This is a genomic window from Thermosulfuriphilus sp., from assembly GCF_054026695.1.
This window is the reverse complement of the sequence record NZ_JBPMLP010000037.1, coordinates 42,798-65,400: the sequence shown is the minus strand read 5'-3', so window position 1 is coordinate 65,400 and position 22,603 is coordinate 42,798. Positions and strand designations below refer to the sequence as shown.

Here is a 22,603-nt window from a genome sequence, read left to right as displayed (position 1 = left end):
CAAAGCTGTTCGTAATTGCGAATTTCTCCGGCCAGACTCCGGACAATTATGTGAGAATTGACTCATAGGATGCGTTCCCGTAGATGACCCTCAAAGCCACTCACCACCGCAATGACCACTATCAGGGCCATGACCCCGACAGCCACTCCCAGAGCGGAGATTATGGAAAAGAAGGCTGTTATCGGCCGTTTTCTTCCTGCCCACAGATAACGCAGGCCAACAAACCACTCTAAAGACATAAAAGGTTAGTCCTTCTTTTGAGGACGAAGTTGCGGGAAGAGAATCACCTCCCGGATAGAAGGAGCATCAGTGAAGAGCATTACCAGGCGGTCAATCCCAATCCCTTCACCAGCCGCTGGCGGCATCCCGTATTCCAGGGCCCGGACAAAGTCTTCATCCATCTCGGGGTGGACTTCATCATCGTGACGCCCCTTCCTGATCTGCTCCAGAAAGCGCTCTCGTTGATCTCTAGGGTCATTGAGCTCAGAGAAGGCATTGGCAATCTCTCTTCCGGCGATAAAGAGTTCAAAACGGTCAGTAACCGTCGGATCAGACTCATTGCGTCGGGCCAGGGGAGATATGTCCACCGGAAAATGGGTCACAAAGGTTGGCTGAATGAGTTTGGGCTCCACAAGGGCATCAAACAACTTGGCCCATAATTTGCCAAGAAGAAGTTCCCTTTCGTCTATCTTAATTCCCCTCTTTTGAGCAAAGTTGATCACCGCCTCCCTGTCCTTGAGTAGTTCTTCCGGGACTCCTCCCAGCTTAATCAGGGCCTCCCTGAAAGACAGCCGGGGCCAAGGCGGAGTAAGCTCAATAAGCTCCCCCTGATAGCTCAACTTGGTCCCCCCCAAGATTTCCCGGGCCAAATACTCAAAGAGGGCCTCTGTAAGGGGCATTAGATCTTCATAGGTGGCGTAGGCCTGATAGAACTCCAGCATAGTGAACTCAGGATTGTGTTGGATCGAGATGCCTTCGTTACGAAAATTACGATTAATCTCAAAGACCCGCTCAAACCCCCCAACCAGAAGGCGTTTTAGGTAAAGCTCTGGGGCAATGCGTAGATAGAGGTCAACCCCTAAGGCATTGTGATGGGTCTTAAAGGGCCGGGCCGTAGCTCCACCAGGAATAGGTTGCATCATCGGGGTTTCGACTTCCAGGAAGCCTCTGGAAGAAAAAAATTCCCTTATAAGCTGGATGATCTTCGTCCGGCGGCAAAAGATCTCCCGGACCTTAGGATTGACAATAAGATCAAGATAGCGTTGACGGTAACGAAGCTCGACGTCCTGGAGACCATGAAACTTTTCAGGCAGGGGACGCAGGCTTTTGGTCACCAAGGAAAACTTTTCAACCAGAATGGTAAGCTCTCCAGTTTTGGTGCGGAAAAGAGTCCCCTCAATCCCGATTATATCCCCGATGTCTATGTATTTTTTGAAAAGCTTAAAGGCCTCTGGACCAACTTTGTCTTTTCTGACAAAGATTTGGATACGACCTGTTTCGTCCTGGATATGACCGAAACAGGCCTTCCCAAAATCCCTCCTGGCCATAAGACGGCCAGCCAGAACAAAGGGCCCAGGGACCTTGTCCAGATCCTCTGTCTCATAGTCTTTGAAGGTTTCAAGGACGGCTCCGGCCCTGTCTTTGGCCCGAAAGTCATTAGGGTAGAGGGGAATCCCTAAGCGCTCAAGTTCTTCTGCCTTCTCACGTCTCCTTTTTAAAACCGCACTTTCTTCCACGGCTTCTCCCCTGTTAAAATTGTCTGGAAACACAGGCCGATCTAATGTATTTTGCTTAGGCCGTCAAGAAAATGCTCGTTGAGGACCTTGCCGGCGCGCCCGTAGCTCAATCGGACAGAGCTTTGGACTTCGAATCCAAAGGTTGGAGGTGCGAGTCCTCCCGGGCGCGCCACTAATTCTCTAAAAGACCTCTGGTTGAAAAGGTCTTTTAAATAGGTTAATTACCTCTAGGCTTGACCACCTCAGCGCGCCCGTAGCTCAATCGGATAGAGCATTGGACTACGAATCCAAAGGTTGGAGGTTCGAGTCCTCCCGGGCGCGCCAACCTTCCTGTTGACTCTCCTGTTTTTTTCAGTCCTAAGAGGTGAAAACACTAGAGATTATTTTGCCCCCAGAGTTGGAGAGATCTCTGATACCTCTGGAATCCTTTTCTCAGGCGAGATCAGGCGAAGGTCTTCAAACTTGCGGGCCGTCACCAGAATGCGATTCTCGTAAGAACATAGGGTCCGGTTATAGGCCTCTACGGTCTGTTTGAGCCTATGACCAAGATGGTTAAAGTGGTCGCTGAGGATACGAAGACGATCATAAAGTTCTTTGCCCAGATGGACGATCTCCCTGGCCCCATCGGCCATCTCCTGCTCTTGCCAAGCATAGGCCACGGCCTTCAAGACGGCCAGAAGGGTCACCGGAGTGGCCAGAAGAACCCTGTGCTCGACTCCAAATTCTATGATTCCGGGATCAATCCTAAGGGCCGCTGAGAGCAGGCCTTCGGCAGGCAGGAACAGAATCACAAATTCGGGACTTCTCTGCCACCGCGATTCTATGGCCTCCCAGTACTGCCTTTGGGAAAGGACCTTAATGTGATTGCGGAGGCCAGCTACGTAATGCTCAAGTTTTTGCCGGGATTTTTCTTCATCAGCCTCCTCTACGGCCTCTAGAAGGATCTCCAGGGGAACTTTGGCATCAATGGCTATGGTCCTTCCACCGGGGAGCCTGACGATGAGATCCGGCCGCCGGTTCTTGGAGCTCCCAGAAAAGGAGACCTGTTCTTCAAAGTCACACCTGGGAAGCATGCCCACCATTTCCACTATCCGCCTAAGTTGAATCTCTCCCCAGCGCCCCCTTATCCGGGGATGTCTGAGGGCCCGGGAAAGGTTCTCTGTCTCCCTCTGGAGCCTTGGCAGGTAAACTTCGATCAGGTTGCGTATCCCCTCCTCAAGCCCCTTGTAAGCCCCCTCCCGTTTGGCCTCCATCTCCCTGATTTCCCGGTTAATCTTCTCCAGGGCTTCGCTGATCGGTTGGGTAAGACCAAAAACCGCCTCCTCCTGGGCTTTCAGGCGTCCCTCTAGTTCTCTGCGGGCGACTTTGAGAAAGTTTTCTCCAGTCTTCTCAAGAATCTCTGCTGAAAGGGCCTTAAAGGTATTTTTTAACTCCTCCTGGGCCTTCTCCATAAAAGAAAGCTTTTCGTTGAAGAGTTTTTCCTCCTGAAGAACCCTTTCTTTTAGCCTAGCTAGCTCAACCTCCTTGAGGCTTAGCCGTTCTTTAAGCTCTTCAAGCCTCTCCAAAAGGTCTCTCTTTTCGGTCTCAAGTTTCCCCCGGTATTCCTCCAGTTGGGTAAGCCTCTCTAAAAGATGGGCCAACTCTGTCTTCTTCCGGTCAAGCTCACCATTTAGGCCTTCGATTATCCCCCAGAGCCTTTTGCGCTCCCAAAGCCCCCAGGCTCCAAGAAGACCTCCTAGCAAAAATCCCATCAGCAGATAGACCCATTCGGAAAATACCATGAAGACCCCCTCTAAGTTGTTCGGCTATTGTTTACTAATTAGGCACTTTTATGCGGCACCTGAAACCTAGGCCTCGAAATGATTCACACAGTGAAATGTCATATGTTTGATGACTCTATTTTTCTACCCTTTACCCGGTAATAGACATCTAAAACCCGGGGGAGGAGGTCTTCCAGGTGTTTTATGCGCTCTTCGTCCGGTGGATGGGTAGAGAGAAAGGCCGGCAATTGCGGCCGCCCTTGGCTTAGCTTAAGCATCCGCTTCCAGAACCTGACCGCCTCCCGAGGATCGTAGCCGGCTTTGGCCATAAGGAAGAGACCTATCTCATCGGCCTCAAGCTCCTGAGTGCGGCTGTAGGGAAGAATAAGAGCGATGTTGGTCCCCAGACCGTAGGCGGCATAGAAAATCCTTCTTACCCTAGAATCATCGAGGTTCAACAATGAGACCAGGGCCTTTTCCCCGAGGTCGGCCAGGAGGGCAAGGCTAAGGCGCTCAGCCCCATGATGGGCCAAGGCATGGGCCACCTCATGACCGATGACCGTGGCTAGACCGGCCTCGTTTTGGGTGACAGAAAGAATCCCTGTATAGACAAAGACCTTGCCTCCGGGCAGGCAAAAGGCGTTTATCGTCTTGGGATCATCTATGACTTTGAACTCCCAATCATAATTTGTATGTCCCGTAGCCTTAGCGATTCGCCAGCCGACTCGCTCAACCAGAGCATTTATCTGGGGATCCTGGGAAAGCTTGGCCTCTTTGAGAATCTCCCTGTAAGCTTGAAGACCAAGGGCAAGTTCTGTCTTAGGATCAATGAGGATAAGTTGTTGGCGACCAGTAATCGGAGCCGTAGCACAGGCCGAAAGCAAAAAAAGCCAAACGACAAGCCAATCCAAGGCCTTTCCGGTAAGAATCCTCACTGTTTATCCTCTCATCTCTTTGTTAAATAGTAAAGGTTATTGATTTAATAGTTGAGAAGTCTTAAGAGAGGTTTTCGACATCAATGCGTCGTCCTAAAACATAAAGGATCTCATCTTTATCAATTATATGTTCGGCTTTAGGCATGAGGTTTATCTTATCGGAAAAGCGGCTTCGCGTCCCAATGACATAGACGTGATAGCGACGCCGGAGATCTAATTCAGCTAAGGAATGCCCGATAAATGAGGGCGGGGGATCTATTTCGGCTATGCAAAAATCGGGCATCATTGGTAAAAAATCGACGATATTAGGCATAACTAAGCTTTGGGCTACCCGGCGGGCAGAATCACGTTCAGGAATGATCACCCGGTCGGCCCCGACCAGAGAGAGCACCTTGGCATGATCCTCATCATTGGCTTTAGCCAAGACCTTCTTGACCCCGAGCTCTTTGAGATAAAGGGTAATCAAGACGCTTTGGGTAAGATTGCCCACAGCCACAATAACCTGCTCCATGTCTGTGAGCCCTAGCCCTTCCAAAACCTCTCTTTTGCTAGCGTCGCCCACTACGGCCTCATTCACGTAAGGGCTTATGGCCTCAACCAGGGCCTCGTCCTTTTCCACGCAGAGGACGTGTTGATCGTGTTCAACAAGATTGCGCGCCAGATAGAAGCCAAATTTACCTAAGCCAATAACCGCAAAGTGGCGTCTTTCCATAGGTTACCCCACCATGAGGTTTTCTTCTGCATAATAATAAGGCCTGGGACGAGTGGTTACCCTGGCTAGGACTGAAAGCACAGAAAGTAGCCCCACCCGCCCGATAAACATCACCATAATAATCAGTATCTTTCCTGAGGTTCCCAGGTGAGGGGTCAGCCCCACAGAAAGCCCCACGGTACCCAGGGCAGAAATAGTCTCAAAAAGATAGGCCAAAAACTGGCTTCGGGACTCGGAGAAGGGAAGATTAGGACCAATGATCATCAATATCAGGTGGGCCCCCAGGGCAACCACCACCATGATGACAAAGAGGGTCAGTGCCCTTTGAACCGTGCTTTCAGGGATGGAACGTCTGAAGATCACTGTTCTGGGAAAACCCCGAAGCCGACTTAAGGCGGTAAACCAGAGAACGGCCACAGTGGTCGTCTTCAAGCCCCCACCAGTAGATCCCGGACAGGCCCCAATAAACATGAGAAGAAGCAAAAGATAGAGGCTGTCTTCGGTAAGGCCAGCGATATCTACAGTATTAAAACCTGCCGTCCGGGCACTAATGCTGTGAAAGGCGGCCACAAGAATTTTGCTTGACTCCGGAAGCTGGCCCAACAGACCTGACCTCTCGAAATAAAGAAGTCCCAAACCCCCTAAGATAATTAGAAAAAAGTGGGTCCCAACGGTTAGACGAAAATGCACCGAAAACGGACCTGACCGAGGTCTAAGGAGACGATCAACCAACTCGTAAATTACGGCAAAGCCTGTGTTACCCAAAAGTATGGTCACCATTACAATACCGCTTATGGCCCAGTCATCCCGATAAGGAATGAGGCCCTGGGGAAGACTCGAGAATCCGGCGTTACAGAAGGCTGAAACAGCGTGGAAAATTCCATGAGCAAAGGCCTTACCAGCCGGAAAATCACGTAAAAAGAAAAGCCCCAAACCGACAGCTGCCACGGATTCAACAATCATGGTAAAGATCAAGATGACCCCAATAAGATAGCGAAGATCAGGCACCCGCCTATGTAAAAAGCTCTCCTGAACCACAACCCGGTCACTAAGACGTACTGGACGCCCCAGAGTATAGGCCAAAAGGACCGAAAAGGTCATCACCCCCAGGCCCCCTACCTGCATGAGGATCAAGATGACCGATTTGCCTAGAGAGGTAAACGTCTCGGCGGTGTTAGTTACAGTCAATCCAGTAACACAAAGGGCCGAGGTGGCTGTAAATAGAGCATCTATTAGACTCAGAGGCCTTTGGTGCATCGGGGGAAAATAAAGGAGGACGGTTCCCAAAAGGTCAACAAGGCCGAAACCTAAAAGGACCAGGGCTGCCGGATGGTTACGCAGTCTTTTACTGATAAGATAGACATCCATGTCCACCCAACATAACTCCAGATATCATAAGGGCCAACGGAAAACTCTTGAAGATCGGAGTAAAACACCATGGCTAAACAGGTCCTTGAGGTCCGAGGGCTAAGTAAGGTCTTTGCCTCAAGACCGGCCCTAAAGGGAGTAGATCTAGAGCTTTTTGAAGGAGAGATTTTGGGGATCCTGGGGCCTAATGGTGCTGGCAAGACCACCTTGATCCACTGTTTGTTAGGGCTCATCACCCCTAGCTCCGGAACGATCCGGATATTTGGCCTTGAGTTATCCGACCATCGAACAGAGATCCTTAAAAAAGTAAATTTTGCCTCAAACTATGTCTCTTTGCCTCTTTCGCTCACCCTTTGGGAGAACTTGATGGTCTATGCCCTGATTTACCAAGTCCCCAGGGCGGGCCAGAGATGTCAAGAGATGCTCAGGCTCTTTGGGCTCGAAGACTTAGCCAGCAGCCCGGCCAGAAGGCTTTCTTCCGGACAGATGATGCGGCTATGTCTGGCCAAAGCCCTGATTAACGATCCCCAGATCCTCCTCCTCGATGAGCCCACTGCTGGTCTGGATCCTAAAATGGCCCGTCACACCCGAGAACTTCTTAAGAGGCTTCGAGAAGAAAAGGGGCTTTCGGTCATCTATACCTCCCATAATCTTAAAGAGATGGAAGAGATCTCCGATCGAGTAGCCCTTATTGATCACGGAGAGATCATCGCTCTGGCCCCAGCAGCTGAGCTGAGACAACGTTTTGCCGCCAAGGATCTGGAAGAGGCCTTTTTCCGGGCTATCGGAGGAAAGGACAATGTCCCTTAAACGAATCTTAGCCGTCTCTTTAAGGCAGCTTTTTCTTTATCGGCGGAGTCTTACTAGACTTCTTGAGGTCTTCTACTGGCCGACCGTGGATCTTCTCCTCTGGGGATTCGTAACCCTTTATCTCCAGGAGAGTGCCTCCCGGTTGCCGAACTTTGTCTCTTACTTTTTGGGGGCCCTTATTCTCTGGAACATCCTTTATCGGGCCCAACAGGGAATCGCTGTATCCTTTTTAGAGGACATTTGGGCTCGAAACCTCATCAATCTATTTGTCTCCCCCTTGCGGCTTTCTGAATACATCAGCGGACTTCTTGTCATCAGTGTTATCAAAACCAGTTTGGCCTTCATCATTATGTCCTTTCTGGCCGGCCTCATTTATTCCTTCGATATTTTCAAGCTAGGCCTGGGGCTTCTTCCCTTGGTGCTTAATCTGGTGGCCCTGGGCTGGGCCATTGGCTTGGCCACCATTGGTTTTATCCTTTGGTTCGGACAGGAAGCAGAGATCCTGGCCTGGGCTTTGGCCTTTATTTTTCTACCCCTTTCCGCTGTCTTCTATCCTGTAGATGTCTTGCCGCCGGCCATACAAACCCTCTCCCGCCTGACTCCCTCGGCCCACGCCTTTGAGGGTATGCGGACCATAATCAACCAAGGGATCTTCCCTTGGGATCATCTCCTTAAGGCCGGCGCCCTAAATATTGTTTATCTTTCGGCCAGCCTGCTCTTCCTTGGTTTTATCTATAAAAGGGCTTTAAAAAAGGGGACTATTCCCAAGATTGGAGAGTAGGGTTTCCGGAAAAATTATCATCTTAAACTAACACTTTAAAGCCCCCCCTTCTCACAACCGATCTTTAAGGAAGAGACCAAAAAGAGGTTCTGTGAGCAAAAAACAGGAGGCTCCTTGATGGAAGGGAAAGAGAAGAAACAGTCCCGTTGGGAGGACCAAAGACAACACGAAAGAGTACCCGTACTTCAGCAGGTTACCTATACTGATGGGCGTCGAATTTATACGGAATTCATCAGAGATATCAGTCTGGGGGGCATTAAGGTGGAGTCCAGCCATCCCATGAAGGTCGGAAGCATTGTCACGGTCTCCATTGACACCAATCCTCCCCTTAAGCTCAAAGGAAGGGTAATGTGGTGCCGCCAGGGGGAAAACGGCTACGAAGCCGGGATTCAATTCGCCGAACTCTCTCCTAAGCAACAACTGGCCTTAAAGACTGTGGTTCAGACCCTTATCTGGGACAAGGTGGGAATTATCAACGGATAAGGCCATAACTTAAGGCTACCCGGACCAGGTCTGTTTGGCGCCTGAGTCCCAGCTTTTTCATTACGCTCTGGCGGTGGTGCTCCACCGTTCGAGAGCTGATGTTAAGTTTCTCGCCAATCTCCCGGCTAGTAAGCCCCTGGGCCACCAGACGAAGGACTTCCAATTCTCGGGGGGTCAAGCTGGGAAGATTGGCCGGGCGCTCAGGAATCCCCTCCGAGGGCCGAACAGCCTTAAAGAGGCCTGGAGATAGGTATATGCCTCCCCGGGCAGCCGTCTCTATAGCTCGCACAACCTCCTCGGGCTCAGAGATCTTAGAAAGATAGCCTCTGGCCCCTAAAGTCAGGGCCCGGCCAACATAGGTCTCGGTAACATACATAGATAAAACTACTGTTTTGACCTCGATCCCCTCTTCCTTCAGTCTTTTTAAGACTGCAAAGCCGTCGTGATCGGGGAGTTCAAGGTCAAGAACCAAAACATCCGGCCGCAGATCCTGGCATATAGAAACAGCCGCCTTCCCATTAGAGGCCTCTCCGACGACCACAATATGGGGATATTCTTCAAGAATCTTGCTCAGGCCTCTTCTAAAAAGAGGATAATCATCGGCCAGGACTACTCTGACCCGAGGCTCCGACATTCTCCACCTTCCTCAAAAAAGACGACCGTTATCGAAACCCTACATATCCAAATTGTTTGTCCTAGTAAAGATTTATTTCTCCGTTATCTTCATTAGTTCAGAACGCTTAAAAAGAACTTCGACCCGAGGGACCTCCTTCTTTAACCTCTGGAGGCCCCCCTCTTCTTCCCGGTCAACCAGGACCAAGATGGCCTCAGGGACAAGACCGGCCTCTTTTACCCTCTCTACGGCCAACAGAGTAGAGCCTCCAGTGGTCACCACATCCTCAACAACAACTACCCGGTCACCAGGGGAAATATTGCCTTCAACAAACCGGCCGGTACCGTGCCCTTTGGGCTCTTTGCGGACCGAAAAATGATAAAGGTGCCGTCCGTAACGATAAGCCGTGTGCATTATGGCGCAGGCAATAGGATCTGCTCCAAAGGTCATCCCCCCGATGCCCACTACAGGCAGATCAGCTATCACCCGATAGCCCAACTCCCCTACCAGGGCTGCTCCCTCTGGATCTAGAGTGATCCTTTTAAGGTCAAAATAAAATGGGCTTTCTTTACCCGAAGATAGCCGGAAAAAAGGGGGGTCTTTCCGCCAAATAAAGGCCTGTTTAACGATCATTTGGGCCAGACGTTCTCGTGGAAGCATAAAGTAGACCTCCTCGTTCTTGACAACTCTTATCGAGCATATATCCTGCCGAGAATCAAGAGAGGTAAGCAATGAGCCATTACGTTCCGGACCTAAAGACCTTTTTACAACTAGCCCAAAAGTTCAATTACATTCCGGTCTGGCGAGAGGTATTGGTGGACTTTGAGACCCCCATCTCTCTTTTCCACAAACTGGCCACCGGGCCCTACGCCTTTCTTCTAGAAAGCCTCGAGGGTGGAGAAAAATGGGGGCGCTACAGCTTTATCGGTCTTTCTCCTGCCCTCATTTTTCGCAGCCGCGGCCAGACCGTCTCCATCCTTGACCTGAATGGCGAAAGACGGCTCGAAGACGTCAATCCCCTTAAGGCCCTAAGGGGGATTTTTGCCCAGATCAAAGTGGCCCATTTTCCCGAACTGCCCCGGTTCTTCGGAGGAGCAGTTGGTTTTTTAGGCTATGATATGGTCCGGTTCATGGAGCGTCTTCCGGAAGAGCTCCCCGATGAAATGGGATTCTGGGAGTCTCATTTCATGTTTCCAGAGATCCTCCTGGTTCACGACAACCTTCGACACAGCCTTTTTATCATCTATGGAGCCCGAGTAGCTGATCCCCAGCTGGCAGAAGCAGTCTATAAGAAGGCTGTCTCGGAAATTGAAGCCACTTTAAGACGTTTAAAAGCCCCCCTCATCTATCCTTCGCCAGAGAAAAGCAAAGCCAGGACCGTCCTCACCCCCGAGATTCCCAAGGAACGTTTTGAGAAGATGGTCAAGCAGGCCAAAGAATATATCCGAGCCGGAGATATCATCCAGGTGGTCTTATCCCAACGTTTTTCTGGGCAAAGTCACCTGAGATCCTTTGACCTTTACCGAGCCTTAAGGAAGATCAATCCTTCACCATATCTCTTCTTCCTCAGGTTGGGAGATGAGACCCTTATTGGCTCTTCTCCAGAGATCCTGGTCCGTCTTGAGGGGAAAAGGATTGAAGTCCGTCCCATCGCCGGCACCAGACCCCGGGGCCAAAGTCAAGAGGAGGACGAGATCTTGGCCGCCGACCTCCTAGCTGATCCCAAAGAACGAGCCGAGCACCTGATGCTGGTTGATTTGGGGCGCAATGACGTTGGTCGGGTGGCCAAGTTTGGTTCGGTTCGGGTCTATGAACTAATGGTCATAGAACGCTACTCCCACGTGATGCATCTGGTCTCTGGGGTTGAGGGAGAGCTGGCTGAAGGATATGACATGTTCGACGTCCTCTCGGCCTGTTTCCCTGCTGGCACTGTCACCGGGGCCCCAAAGATACGAGCCATGGAAATAATCGAAGAGCTTGAGGCCAGTCGCCGAGGGCCTTATGCCGGGGCAGTAGGATACTTCGGTTTTTCGGGAAATATGGATTTTTGCATCACTATTCGGACCCTCTTTCAGAAGGCCGATCGGCTCTACCTCCAGACCGGTGCGGGAATAGTGGCCGATTCCATCCCTGAACGGGAATACCTAGAGACCATTAACAAGGGCAAGGGAATGCTTAAGGCGATTGAACTGGCCCAGACGGATCTATCCTAAAATGAGAGGAGCCCTTAGGCTTTTCCTGGAATACTTGGCCGCTGAGAGGAATGCCTCTCCAGAGACCATCAGAGCCTATCAGGGGGACCTAAACCATCTGGGCGCAAGCCTTGGCTGGCCCAAGATAGAAGCCATTGGCGAAAAAGACCTCCGGGCCTTTCTGGCCCGAGAGCTCATGGACCATAGTCGGGCCACAGTCATGCGGCGAGCGGCAACCCTGAAGTCCTTCTTCTCTTTTCTGCGGAGGCGAAGGGTAATCTCTCATAACCCGGCCCGAGGTCTAAAACTTCCCCGTCAAAGACGTTCCCTGCCCGGGTATCTCACTGTAGATGAAGTCTTTGCCCTCCTTGATCACCCAGAAAAAAAACAAAGACGCTTTTCCCTCCGAGATCAGGCCATCCTGGAACTCTTATATGGCACAGGACTTAGGGTCTCTGAGGTCTCTGGACTCAACCTTGAAGATATCTCCTTTGAGCCTGGGCTGGTCAGGGTTTATGGCAAAGGAGGCAAGGAAAGACTTGTCCCTTTAGGCAAGACGGCCCAAAAGGCCCTTAAGGACTGGCTTAAAGAAAGAGGGCTTTATCTTAAAGACCCCAAAGAAAGGGCCCTTTTCCTCAATTGTCGGGGCAGGCGTCTTAGTGCCCGAAGCATCCACCGGTTAGTCAGAAAACGAGGCCGCCAGGCCGGTATTCATCGCCCCCTCCATCCGCATCTACTTCGCCACTCTTATGCCACCCATCTCCTTGAGGGAGGGGCCGATCTTAGGGCCATTCAGGAGATGCTTGGCCACTCAAGCCTTGCCACTACTCAACGTTATACCCATCTTGACCTTAGGCATCTTATGGCCATATATGATGATGCCCATCCTCGGGCAAGGAAGGAGAAAGATGGAAAGGATTAAGGGAACAACGGTCATTGCTGTCCGCCGTGATGGTCAAACGGTTTTGGCTGCCGATGGACAAGTAAGCCTTGGTAATACCGTCATTAAACACCGAGCCCGTAAGGTCCGCCGCCTCTATCACGATCGGGTCCTGGTAGGATTCGCCGGGGGAACAGCAGATGCCCTCACCCTTTTTGAAAAGCTGGAGGCCAAGCTGGAGCAATATGCCGGCAATCTTGTCCGAGCGGCAGTGGAACTAGCCAAAGACTGGCGAACAGACCGAATCCTGAGACGACTGGAGGCCTTTCTCATTGCCGCTGATCAGGATCATCTACTCCTTATCTCTGGAGCTGGAGATATCATTGAACCCGATGAAGATGTCCTGGCTATCGGCTCGGGTGGTCCTTTTGCCTTGGCCGCTGCCAAGGCCCTCCTTAAACACACAGACCTTTCTGCCCGCCAGATTGCCGAGACAGCCCTTGATATTGCCGCCTCCATCTGTATCTACACCAATCGGGAGACGGTTCTGGAGGAACTATGAAAGCCCTGGAAGAAAAAACTCCCCTTACGCCGCAGCAAATCGTAAAAGAGCTGGATAAGTTCATTATCGGCCAAGATGAGGCCAAAAGGGCCGTAGCCGTAGCCTTACGTAACCGTTGGCGACGTCAGCAGGTTCCGCCACCTCTTCGCGATGAAATCGCCCCAAAAAACATTATCATGATCGGTCCTACAGGAGTGGGGAAGACAGAGATCGCTCGTCGGCTGGCTCGTCTGGCCCAGTCCCCTTTCCTTAAGGTCGAGGCCACCAAGTTCACTGAGGTGGGATATGTCGGCCGAGACGTAGAATCCATGATCAGAGACCTCACCCATCTGGCTGTAGAAATGGTCAAGGCCGAAGAGCAGACTAGGGTCCGAGAAAAGGCCCGCCATCTGGCCGAAGAAAGGCTCCTTGATCTCCTCATTCCCCCCCGAAGGCTGGGATCCCCGGAGAGCCCCACCGAGACCAGCGAGACCAGAGAGCGTTTCCGAAAGATGCTCCATGAAGGCAAGCTGGATGACCGTTATGTGGAGCTTGAAGTCACCCAGAAGGCGGCCCCCATGATTGAGGTCTTTGCCGCTGCCGGCCTTGAGGATATCGAACAACAACTCCGAGACATGATGGGTAACCTCTTTCCCAAAAGACCCAAAAGACGTCGGGTGCGTATACCAGAGGCCTTGGAGATCCTCACCGAAGAAGAGGCCGCCAAGTTGATCGACATGGAAAAAGTCGTCCAGATGGCCATCCGGCGGGTGGAACAAAGTGGGATTATTTTTATCGATGAGATCGATAAGATCGCCAGCGGCCCCTCCGGCCACGGACCGGATGTCTCCCGTGAGGGTGTCCAGCGAGATCTGTTACCCATTGTGGAAGGAACCACGGTGAATACCAAATACGGTTTAGTCCGCACGGATCACATTCTTTTTATCGCCAGCGGGGCCTTCCATGTAGCCAAACCCTCGGATCTTATCCCTGAACTCCAGGGACGTTTTCCTATCCGGGTAGAGCTCAAGCCCCTCAGCCAAAAGGATTTTGTCCGGATCCTCACCGAACCAGAAAATGCTCTCATCAAACAGTACAAGGCCCTTTTGGCCACCGAGGGGGTGGAACTGGAGTTCCAGGAAGAGGCCATTGCCGAGATTGCCAGGCTGGCCTATGAAGTCAACCAGCGGACAGAAAACATTGGGGCCCGCAGGCTTCATACTATGCTGGAAAAACTTCTTGAGGAGATCTCCTTTACGGCTCCAGATATCGCCCCCACCAAGGTGCCCATTACTGCCAGCTATGTGAGAGAAAAATTAGCCGACATCGTTAAGGACGAAGACCTTTCTCGGTTCATTCTCTAAAGGAGAAGTCTATGGACCAGCAGGAGACTGCCAGACAGCAGGCCGCCCTTCTTATCGAGGCCCTCCCCTATATCAGGGCCTTCTACGGAAGGACTGTGGTCATCAAATATGGAGGCCATGCTATGGTGGATCCGGCCCTCAAGGAGGCTTTTGCTCAGGACATTGTCCTCATGAAGTACGTGGGCATCAATCCGGTTATTGTCCATGGCGGTGGCCCCCAGATTAGCCAGATGATGGAGCGCATGGGGATTAGACCGGTATTTATTGAAGGGCAACGGGTAACAGATGAAGAGACGATGAGTGTAGTGGAGATGGTCTTAGTAGGCACAGTAAACAAAGAGATCGTCGGTCTCATAAACCGCCACGGTGGACGGGCCGTGGGGCTCTCTGGCCGGGATGGGGATCTTATCCAGGCCGAAAAGATGAAGATCTACCGCTACACTGGCTCTGATCGACCGCCAGAGATTATCGACATTGGCCGAGTGGGCAAGGTCTGTAGGGTAAACCCCGAGGTGCTTAAAACTTTGGAGAAAGGGGGGTTTATCCCCGTAATTGCCCCAGTAGGAGTGGGACCAGAAGGGGTAGCTTACAACATCAATGCTGACCTCGTGGCTGGAGCCGTGGCAGGAGAACTCGCCGCCGAAAAGGTCATTTACCTTACCGACGTCGAAGGGCTACTTGATGAAGCCGGACGTCTTATCCCCAGCCTAAGCCTCAAAGAAGTCGAAGGCCTCATTGAGACCAAAGTGGCCCAAGGGGGAATGATTCCTAAGCTTAAAAGTGCCCGTAAGGCCTTATCAAAAGGAGTCAAAAAGGCCCACATCATCGATGGCCGCGTGCCTCACGCCATCTTGCTGGAGATCTTCACTGATCAGGGAATAGGAACTCAAATAGTCCCTTAACAAAGGGGGGTTCTCTCCAGGGTTGCAAGCTCAAAGGATGGCCGACAGATAACCTCGATCTTCAGGGCCTTCAAGGCGTAGAAGGCCCCAGAAGACTCTGGACACTTTTTTAACAGGAGACGATTAACCCCTAATCCAGCCAAGAACTCGGCTGTCTTGACCCCCTTTTTCCGGCTAGAATCTATCTGAGGGTTTGAAATCAGTCTTTTTTCTTTGATCTTCTGCCCGTCTTTACAATCTAAATAGACCAGGAGAAAGGCCGGGGCACAGCCAAAATGTTCCATCACCTTAGCCCCTTCTTCATCCACCGGAATGGCCACAATGACTTCCTCTCGGGGCCGGGGCTCAAAATGGATAAAGACCCGGTCTATATCCGGGAAACGTTGGTAGATCTCTTCCTCTATAGCAGTAACCAAGGCGTGGGCCTCTTCAAGACTCTCACAATCAAGGATGATCTCGGCCTCAATGAGCTTAAAGCGCCCGGCCTGGCGCCCCAGAAGGCTTTTAATGGAGACTATCTCCGGGTGAGCCCGGATGAGGGAGATGATCCCCGAAAGGGTCTTTGAATCAACCGAAGCCTCAAGGAGGACCTTAATGGAGTCTCTAAGTATCCCCCAGCCCAAGTGGATAATAACCATGGCTACAAAGAGGGCCGCCAGTTTATCCGTAAACTTAAAAGGAGTAAGACTCCCCAGAAGACCAACAAGAATGACCGCAGCCGAGAGAAGCTCTGTAAAAGTATGTTTGGCGTCGGCCTCAAGGGAGGGGCTTCCGGTGAGCTTGGCTAAACGATACTCATATTTAGAAAAGAAAAAAGTTACCACTGCCATAAGCAAAACCCCCAAAATGGCCCAGGGAAGGTATTCTAGTTGGGTAGGGGTTTGGAGCCTTAGGCTTTCTTTGATGATCTCGTAGGCGGCATAAAAGATGAAAAAGGCCGCTGCCAAGGCCGCTAGATTCTCTACTTTATAGAGCCCGTAGGGAAAATTTCGACTCCGCCGGGTGGAGATCTTGATCCCGGCCCAAATAGTCAGGGAGCAGACCACATCGGCCGCCGAATGAAGGGCATCGGCCTTCAAGGCCAGACTCCCAGTGAGCTTGCCAAAAAAATACTTGGAGAAGGCCAATAGGAGATTGATGAGGGCAGAGATTAGGGCTAAGCGGGCCATAATTAGAGAGGCCTTTCGCCCCCGGTCTATTCTCTGATATTTTTTAAATGTCGCCTCCATAGGACAATTTTTAGTTAAGAGATAATAGATTCTAGAGCTTTTTGGCTAAAAATTTAAATCTTGATTAAGCATTTTATCGGAAAAACTAATAATGGAAGATTTCTTCTTTGGAGAATTCTGCCCTGAAGAACCTGTAGAAGGTCTTCTGCTCTCCCTATCTCCTTTGGCCATGGCCCGAAGGGTCTTAAAAAGTCTACCTCCTCCGAAGTGGATTAAAGAAGACCCACCGGTCATCAAGTGTCTTTATCCTCTAGACCAGACCATCCTTGAGAAGATCTCTCGGTGTATGTCCGGCTATCCTGAGCTCGAGGTGGAGACAAGGCTGGTTAATCCGCCGCAAAAAAACCCCTTTAACTTGGCTGGTCTCTGCGTCTCCTTTGACTTCCAAAGGCCGGCTGACATCTATCTTAGGAGAGGACAGGCCTTTGGCAGCGGAATTCATCCAAGCACGAAGCTGGCCGCTGCCGCTCTAAGGGATCTAGCCCCCCTGGAAGGGCAAATGGTCCTTGATGTCGGCACCGGTACAGGAATTCTAGCCTTAGTAGCCAGAAGACTTGGAGCCAGGATTATCGTTGCCCTGGAACCGAACCTTTTGGCCATCAAGGAGGCTAGAGAAAACTTTCTTCTTAATCGGGAACAAGGGGCCATTATTCCCTTAGCCGGATATCTTTCGGCCATCAGGGGAGAATTCCAGCTGGTGGTCGCCAACCTCGTCCCTGCTGTTCTGGTTACCAGTGCCCCCAAACTTTCTAGGCTTACCAGAGGCTACCTGGTCATCTCCGGCTTCCGGGAGAAACATCGCCAAGAGATCCTGAAATGTTTTTCTCCTTTTAGGCTTATTAAGGAGTATGGCCTCAAAGGTTGGCTGGCTGCGATTCTTAGGCGTTGTCAAGCTCCATGCTTTTCATCTTCCGCCAGAGAGTAGTCCGGGAAATCCCCAGGATCTTGGCCGCCTCCTTCTGGTTGAATCCGGTAAGGTGAAGAATGCTACTGATGTATTGTCTTTCATACTCCTTGAGGGGTAGAAGTTGGGTACTGTGATGGCTCTTTTCAATAAGGCGGAGGTCGGCCGGGAGATCCTCGACCTCAAGCATCTTTTTATCTGAAAGGGCAACTGCCTGCTCAATAATGTTTTCAAGCTCCCGGACATTGCCCGGAAAGGAATAGTTTAGAAGGGCCTTCATAAAGGCGGGGGAGACCTTTTGGACTTCCTTGCGGAACTTTCTGTTGTAGCGGTCAAGGAAGTAGAGGACAAGAGCCGGAATATCCTCTCGACGCTCCCGAAGGGGGGGCACCTTGATGTTAACCACGTTAAAGCGGAAATAAAGGTCTTCCCGGAAACGGCCCTTTTCGACCATTTTGCGCAGATCCTTGTTGGTGGCCGCAATGATACGAATGTCTACATCGACCGGTTTGGTCCCGCCTAAGCGATAAAACTGCCGTTCCTGAATAACCCTCAGGAGCTTTACCTGGAGCGACATGGGACATTCGCCAACCTCATCCAGGAAAAGGGTCCCTCCGTTGGCCGCCTCCAGGAGACCTATCCGGGTACTGATGGCTCCAGTGAAGGCCTCTTTTTCATGACCAAAGAGGTCATTGGCGGCCAAGTCCTCACTCAGGGCCCCACAATTAAAGGCCACAAAGGGATTGTCCTTCCGGGAACTTAACCGATGGATGGCCCGAGCAATAAGCTCTTTACCGGTACCCGACTCTCCCTCAATAAGGACATTACAATCAAGGGGAGCTACCTTGAGAATGGTCTCAAAGACCTGCCGCATGGCCGGAGTGTCGCCGATGATTCCGGCAAAACGCTTGCGACGTCTGAGATTGAGTCGTTCTTCACAGGCCTCAAAACCAGGCGCTTCAGCCAAGGCCTTCTCGATGACCTCTCTTAACTGTTGAAGATGAAAGGGCTTAGGAAGATAGTAATAGGCCCCCTTCTTAGTGGCCTCAACCGCCCCAGAAATGGAAGCATAACCAGTAATAAGAATTATGGGCAGGGCCGAGCAGATGTTCTTGATCTCCTCAAGAAGGAGCATTCCATCAATATCTTTTAGTTTGATATCACTGATGACCAAATGGCAAAGGTTATCTTCAATATATTTGAGCCCCTTTATCCCTTCGGTGAAGGTCTCCACCTCATAGCCCCAACCTGAAAGGGCTGTCTTCAAACGTCGACAGGTCATGGCGTCATCATCAATAATGACTATCTTGATGGAAGCTACGTCTTTGTCCGCCATAGTTCTTAGCCTTAAGACATTTTTACTCCCATAAGGGTAAAATTATCTTAAAGGTCGTCCCCTGGCCAGGTTTACTCTCTACCCAGATGTCACCTTTGTGCTTTTTAACAATACTATAAGAGACAGAAAGGCCCAAGCCGGTGCCCTTTTCTTTAGTGGTAAAGAAAGGATCGAAGATCTTCTCCTTGAGCTCCTCAGGGATACCACAGCCGGTGTCCGAAATCTCTATCACGGCCTGGCCATCTTCTTGATAAAGCTTTATCTGCAAACGTCCCCCTTGGGGCATGGCCTGAAGGGCATTGACAATGATGTTTATCAGAACCTGCTGGAGCTGATTGAAGTTTCCTAGAATAATCAAGCTTTTTGAAGGCAGATCAGTTTCCAGCTCCACTCCGGCCATCTTAATCTGGTTAGTCATGATCCTCAGGGCCTCTTCAATCAGTTTGTTAAGGTCCACCTGTTCCATCTGGAGTTGTTTTTTGGAGCGTGAGAACTCCAGAAGGTGTCCGACGATCTCTTTGGCCCTCTCTCCTTCATTATAAATATCTTGCAACATTTCTAGAAGCTCTTCTTTGCTAAGGTTATCGATATTTTCCATAATTACTTCTGTAGTCAAAAAAATATTATTTAAAGGATTATTTATCTCATGGGCAATCCCTGAAAGGGCTGTCCCTATGGCTGCCATCTTAGTGGCTTGGATTAGCTGTTCCTGCTTGGCATTTATAGCATCTAACATCTTATTAAGGGCATCGATCAACTGATCACATTCTTGACACCTAAAAAAGAAACCTTCGCACTTGGGAATATGTCTAAGATTACCAGCTGATATTTCTTTGGCCCTCAAGGTTACATATTCAATGGGTTCCAGTATCCATTTAGACATAAAATAGGCTGTAAAAGCAATGACAATAAGGACAATAAGAAAAATAATAATAGGAACTGATGAATAAAATTGAATATCTTCATTTAATCTACTTATAGCCACCCCTCTAATATTCTCAAATAAATTTGTTATCTTACGCCCCTCTCTTCTGATCTCCCATTCGAGTTTTTTGTTTCTGCCACCTCTCTCCAGAAGACCAGTAATAAGGGTATCATATTTCTTAAGAAGATAGTCTAATTTGATAAGGGAATCCTTAATTCCTAGTTTAGCAAATTCATCAGAATGAGCCTTTATCTCCCATTCTATTTCCACCAAATAATCAAGAGCATAGATAAGATCTGCTTTGTTTCGATAAAGAAGGTACGTTTTCTCATAGCGACGAACTTCTAGTATCTGACGATCTATCTTATCAAAAAGGCTCATATAATAGACTTTTTGGTCTATCTTACGTATAGCTCCATAACTGGCCAGAACAACCAGAAGCATCAAACCATAAAGAGTAATGACAATAAGAATTATCTTCTTTTTGATGGTTGCCGGGACCAGAGCCTCCCAGAAAGAAAAGCGAGGCCTGGTCCCTTTTTCATCGCTGGACAACGGAATAGTCCTCCTCTAAAAAGGCCCGGACATATTTTTTGACGGCTTCCTCGTCAGTGGCGGCCATGTCCATCTGGCGGACATAGGCCATTAGGCGACCGAGCTGATCAAGGGCCTCTTCGGTCTCTTCAAGACTCCCTCCTCGGAAGACCGCCATAATTCTATCTCCCCTTGTATCTACTCGAAAGCCAAGATTGTTGAGAATCTCCTGGAGAATGGTTACTCGGCGCAGACGCCCCTCAAGCCCGGCCCCACCCCCTTGAAAGCGAAAGGCTACATAGTTGCTGGCCAGCGTCTTTTCGCTACAGAATGAATCAACCACCGCAAAGTGGTAGGCCAGATGGCTATGGAAGTTAAGATACTCCCGACTGATGAGGGCGTAGGCCTTACCAGAGAGGTCTTTCGTCTTGACAAAAGAGCGGGAGACCACGGAGACAAAGCCACCTAGATCAAACTCTACAGCACCGGTCCAGCTGACCCCTTCATGGGTCATGCCCCGCCAGAGGGCCAAAAAGGGCAGAGAACGAATATCATTGATGGAAATCTCCTTTCTAAAGGCCGCCCGGGGGTCAAGACCACCCTCAATGTCTATAATATAGAAAACTATGGGGACCCGGGGAGAACGAAGGATGTGGGCAATGCTGACCGGGGCCTCTGAACTCATCCCAAACATCTCCCGTACCGAGACCTCGTGGATAAAGCGGACGATATCATGAACAGTCTTTATCTCCTTGGGAGAAAGCCTTCCTTCTTCGGGAATACTGCCAAGAGACAAAGGAAGAATGAGCTCAAGGACCCTTCGAACTCCTTCAATGGAGGAGAGTTGGATGGCCTTTTGAAGAATAAGTAACTCTTTCTGGGCCTTGAGGATCTCCTCCACCCGGCCTGAAAAGATCCGACCCTTGATAGCATCAAGGGTAACTATCTCTCCTTCCTTAAATTCCTTTAGGCTGACCCCTGAGAGGACTATGGCCGGAACTCCAAACTCTCTGAGGATAGTGGCCAGATGGGTAGTAGGCCCCCCTTTTAAGGCAATGAGCCCCCCCAGTCTGGGGACAATTTTGGCCAGCTCAGGGTCCATGTTGACCACCACCAGAATGGCCCCACGAGGTATGTCTTCTAAATCAATCTTCCCTTTAAGTAGATATAGAGGCCCTGAGGCCGCCCCAGGAGAGACGACCTGGCCAGAGAAAACTGGAGCCTTTGAGACAGAAGGCCTTAGAGTAACAGCCGCCCGGGCCTCAAGGGGCCTTGTCTGGAGAAGATAGATCCAGCCTTTGTGATCAAGGCACCACTCCACATCCTGAGGAGAGTGAAAATGTTCCTCAAGGATAAGGGCCAGTTGATAAAGGCGGGAAAGATCATCTTCCTTGAGACTGGAACAATTCCTCTGTTCCTCGGGGACGGCAATCTCCTTGATCCCGCCTCCTTCTCTGAGGACGGCCATCTTGGCTTTAGATGATATGCGCTTCTCTTTAAGGCGCCCCGAGGCCCGATCTAAAATAAAGATATCCGGATGGATATCCCCACCGACGGCCAGCTTCCCAAGTCCCCACAGAGAAGAGATCAACATCTCATCGGCCGTCGGTCTCGAGGGATTGAGGGTGTAGAGGACCCCAGAGACCCTGGCGTCGATCATCTCCAGAACCAAAACGGCCATGAGGGCCTCGGTAACCCTCAGACCTTTGGCCAGACGATAAAAGATGGCCCGTTCCCCATAAAGGCTGGCCACCACCTCCAAATAGGCTCGGGGAACCTCTCGGGACGGGACGTTTAACCTGGAGAGAAACTGGCCGGCAAAGGATTCCCGGCCATCCTCACCTAAAGCACTAGATCTTACCGCCCAAAAGGAAGCTCCTACCTTGCTAACCCCCTCTTCCAAAGCGGCCAAGAGATCATCTGGAAGCTGGGCCTGGAGGATGGCTTCTTCGATCTCTTTGGCCGCCTCCCGGACCCTTTCGCTTTCTTTGAGGCTTAGACCGGAGAGCCTCTCTTCTATGAAGGAGCGGAGTTGATTGTAGTCCAGGAAATCTTTAAAGCCTTTAGTGCCGACCACAAAACCATAAGGAGTACTCAATCCTAAGGCCTTTCGGGCCTCAGCCAGAGAGGCCGCTTTGGCCCCGACCTCATAAGAGGACTCCAAGTCGATCTCATCAAGGAAATAGACATAACGTTGGGGGGCTTCCTGTCTCAAGACCTCGAGGGCCTCTGATAGCTGATCATTGATCCTTTCAAAGACATCATAAAGCCAGAGATATTTCTGACCGGAAAGGCTGTTTAGGGCCTCGATAAAGGCCAGGGTATGATCAAGAAGCTGTTCTATTTTGTAGCTTAAATAGTCCGGATCAAGGAGGGCCAGAGAAGACCTGTCGGATAGCTCAGCCATAATGTCAAGAAGTTGATCATTTTCAGCAACGATCCTTTTAAAATCAGCGTATTTTCTTTTAAGCTGCCCCCCGCTTCGGATGAGCTCTCGCACAAATTCCGGATCATAGGCCGGCTGTCTCCCCGTCCGACCAAAGAAGGTCTTTATCCTCTTGAGGCCTTCATCCCATATTCTTATCCAATCCATTCTCT

General features: G+C 50.5%; 21 protein-coding genes and 2 tRNA genes. 11 read left to right on the top strand and 12 right to left on the bottom strand.

The window, feature by feature from the left end; translation table 11 throughout:
• Positions 1-62: 62 nt before the first annotated feature.
• Together ACXJJX_RS05860 and lysS are read right to left on the bottom strand one after the other, a co-directional pair.
• Positions 63-239 (bottom strand): hypothetical protein, encoded by a 177-nt coding sequence (locus ACXJJX_RS05860; protein ID WP_456433102.1) that lies wholly within the window; start codon positions 237-239, stop codon positions 63-65.
• 6 nt (positions 240-245) lie between these two features.
• Positions 246-1,736 (bottom strand): lysine--tRNA ligase, encoded by a 1,491-nt coding sequence (gene lysS / locus ACXJJX_RS05855; RefSeq protein WP_456433100.1) that lies wholly within the window; start codon positions 1,734-1,736, stop codon positions 246-248.
• Between the two features lie 95 nt (positions 1,737-1,831).
• Between lysS and ACXJJX_RS05850 the strand changes: the two genes are divergently transcribed.
• Both ACXJJX_RS05850 and ACXJJX_RS05845 read left to right on the top strand, forming a co-directional pair.
• Positions 1,832-1,908: transfer RNA gene (locus ACXJJX_RS05850), tRNA-Arg, on the top strand.
• Between the two features lie 75 nt (positions 1,909-1,983).
• Positions 1,984-2,060, top strand: a tRNA-Arg gene (locus ACXJJX_RS05845).
• 56 nt (positions 2,061-2,116) lie between these two features.
• On the opposite strand, the gene ACXJJX_RS05840 is transcribed toward ACXJJX_RS05845, so the two are convergent.
• The 4 genes from ACXJJX_RS05840 to ACXJJX_RS05825 all read right to left on the bottom strand — a co-directional run bounded on the left by ACXJJX_RS05840 (position 2,117) and on the right by ACXJJX_RS05825 (position 6,511).
• Positions 2,117-3,517 carry a DNA recombination protein RmuC gene (locus tag ACXJJX_RS05840; RefSeq protein WP_456433098.1) on the bottom strand — a complete coding sequence of 467 codons (1,401 nt, stop codon included), beginning with the start codon at positions 3,515-3,517 and terminating at the stop codon, positions 2,117-2,119.
• Positions 3,518-3,615: 98 nt separating this feature from the next.
• On the bottom strand, positions 3,616-4,431 hold the full coding sequence (locus ACXJJX_RS05835; RefSeq protein WP_456433096.1) for a M48 family metallopeptidase: 816 nt from the start codon (positions 4,429-4,431) through the stop codon (positions 3,616-3,618).
• Between the two features lie 61 nt (positions 4,432-4,492).
• A complete protein-coding gene (locus tag ACXJJX_RS05830; protein WP_456433094.1) occupies positions 4,493-5,143 on the bottom strand; it encodes a potassium channel family protein in 651 nt (216 codons plus the stop codon).
• A gap of 3 nt (positions 5,144-5,146) precedes the next feature.
• Positions 5,147-6,511 (bottom strand): TrkH family potassium uptake protein, encoded by a 1,365-nt coding sequence (locus ACXJJX_RS05825; RefSeq protein WP_456433092.1) that lies wholly within the window; start codon positions 6,509-6,511, stop codon positions 5,147-5,149.
• 69 nt (positions 6,512-6,580) lie between these two features.
• Between ACXJJX_RS05825 and ACXJJX_RS05820 the strand changes: the two genes are divergently transcribed.
• The 3 genes from ACXJJX_RS05820 to ACXJJX_RS05810 all read left to right on the top strand — a co-directional run bounded on the left by ACXJJX_RS05820 (position 6,581) and on the right by ACXJJX_RS05810 (position 8,585).
• Positions 6,581-7,321 (top strand): ABC transporter ATP-binding protein, encoded by a 741-nt coding sequence (locus tag ACXJJX_RS05820; RefSeq protein ID WP_456433091.1) that lies wholly within the window; start codon positions 6,581-6,583, stop codon positions 7,319-7,321.
• Complete coding sequence (locus ACXJJX_RS05815; protein ID WP_456433090.1) at positions 7,311-8,102, top strand: ABC transporter permease; 792 nt, start codon at positions 7,311-7,313, stop codon at positions 8,100-8,102. The genes ACXJJX_RS05820 and ACXJJX_RS05815 overlap by 11 nt, the downstream gene beginning before the upstream one ends.
• A 117-nt stretch (positions 8,103-8,219) precedes the next feature.
• Complete coding sequence (locus tag ACXJJX_RS05810) at positions 8,220-8,585, top strand: PilZ domain-containing protein (protein ID WP_456433089.1); 366 nt, start codon at positions 8,220-8,222, stop codon at positions 8,583-8,585.
• Here the strand turns inward: ACXJJX_RS05810 and ACXJJX_RS05805 are convergent.
• Together ACXJJX_RS05805 and pyrE are read right to left on the bottom strand one after the other, a co-directional pair.
• Positions 8,575-9,219, bottom strand: a complete 645-nt coding sequence (locus ACXJJX_RS05805) for a response regulator (protein WP_456433088.1) — start codon at positions 9,217-9,219, stop codon at positions 8,575-8,577. The two genes, ACXJJX_RS05810 and ACXJJX_RS05805, sit on opposite strands and share 11 nt — an antisense overlap.
• Before the next feature lie 72 nt (positions 9,220-9,291).
• Positions 9,292-9,858: an orotate phosphoribosyltransferase gene (gene pyrE, locus ACXJJX_RS05800; protein WP_456433087.1), complete on the bottom strand. Its 567-nt coding sequence runs from the start codon at positions 9,856-9,858 to the stop codon at positions 9,292-9,294.
• Between the two features lie 71 nt (positions 9,859-9,929).
• Between pyrE and trpE the strand changes: the two genes are divergently transcribed.
• Genes trpE through argB form a run of 5 tightly spaced genes read left to right on the top strand, consistent with a single transcriptional unit; the run spans position 9,930 to position 15,077 of the window.
• Positions 9,930-11,411, top strand: coding sequence for an anthranilate synthase component I (gene trpE, locus ACXJJX_RS05795; RefSeq protein WP_456433086.1), 1,482 nt, complete (start codon positions 9,930-9,932; stop codon positions 11,409-11,411).
• 1 nt (position 11,412) lies between these two features.
• On the top strand, positions 11,413-12,312 hold the full coding sequence (gene xerA / locus ACXJJX_RS05790) for a site-specific tyrosine recombinase/integron integrase (RefSeq protein ID WP_456433085.1): 900 nt from the start codon (positions 11,413-11,415) through the stop codon (positions 12,310-12,312).
• Complete coding sequence (gene hslV / locus ACXJJX_RS05785) at positions 12,299-12,832, top strand: ATP-dependent protease subunit HslV (RefSeq protein ID WP_456433084.1); 534 nt, start codon at positions 12,299-12,301, stop codon at positions 12,830-12,832. Before xerA ends, hslV begins: the two co-directional genes overlap by 14 nt.
• Positions 12,829-14,175: an ATP-dependent protease ATPase subunit HslU gene (hslU, locus tag ACXJJX_RS05780; RefSeq protein ID WP_456433083.1), complete on the top strand. Its 1,347-nt coding sequence runs from the start codon at positions 12,829-12,831 to the stop codon at positions 14,173-14,175. Before hslV ends, hslU begins: the two co-directional genes overlap by 4 nt.
• 11 nt (positions 14,176-14,186) lie before the next feature.
• Complete coding sequence (gene argB, locus ACXJJX_RS05775) at positions 14,187-15,077, top strand: acetylglutamate kinase (RefSeq protein ID WP_456433081.1); 891 nt, start codon at positions 14,187-14,189, stop codon at positions 15,075-15,077.
• Here argB and ACXJJX_RS05770 read toward each other — a convergent pair.
• Positions 15,074-16,306, bottom strand: coding sequence for a cation diffusion facilitator family transporter (locus ACXJJX_RS05770; protein ID WP_456433080.1), 1,233 nt, complete (start codon positions 16,304-16,306; stop codon positions 15,074-15,076). The genes argB and ACXJJX_RS05770 overlap by 4 nt on opposite strands.
• 91 nt (positions 16,307-16,397) lie before the next feature.
• On the opposite strand from ACXJJX_RS05770, the gene ACXJJX_RS05765 reads away from it, so the two are divergent.
• Positions 16,398-17,231: a 50S ribosomal protein L11 methyltransferase gene (locus tag ACXJJX_RS05765; protein WP_456433079.1), complete on the top strand. Its 834-nt coding sequence runs from the start codon at positions 16,398-16,400 to the stop codon at positions 17,229-17,231.
• On the opposite strand, the gene ACXJJX_RS05760 is transcribed toward ACXJJX_RS05765, so the two are convergent.
• Genes ACXJJX_RS05760 through ACXJJX_RS05750 form a run of 3 tightly spaced genes read right to left on the bottom strand, consistent with a single transcriptional unit; the run spans position 17,185 to position 22,598 of the window.
• A complete protein-coding gene (locus ACXJJX_RS05760) occupies positions 17,185-18,546 on the bottom strand; it encodes a sigma-54-dependent transcriptional regulator (RefSeq protein WP_456433078.1) in 1,362 nt (453 codons plus the stop codon). The two genes, ACXJJX_RS05765 and ACXJJX_RS05760, sit on opposite strands and share 47 nt — an antisense overlap.
• 22 nt (positions 18,547-18,568) lie before the next feature.
• Positions 18,569-20,026, bottom strand: coding sequence for a HAMP domain-containing sensor histidine kinase (locus ACXJJX_RS05755; RefSeq protein WP_456433076.1), 1,458 nt, complete (start codon positions 20,024-20,026; stop codon positions 18,569-18,571).
• Positions 20,013-22,598 carry a PEP/pyruvate-binding domain-containing protein gene (locus tag ACXJJX_RS05750; protein ID WP_456433075.1) on the bottom strand — a complete coding sequence of 862 codons (2,586 nt, stop codon included), beginning with the start codon at positions 22,596-22,598 and terminating at the stop codon, positions 20,013-20,015. Before ACXJJX_RS05750 ends, ACXJJX_RS05755 begins: the two co-directional genes overlap by 14 nt.
• Positions 22,599-22,603: the final 5 nt, after the last annotated feature.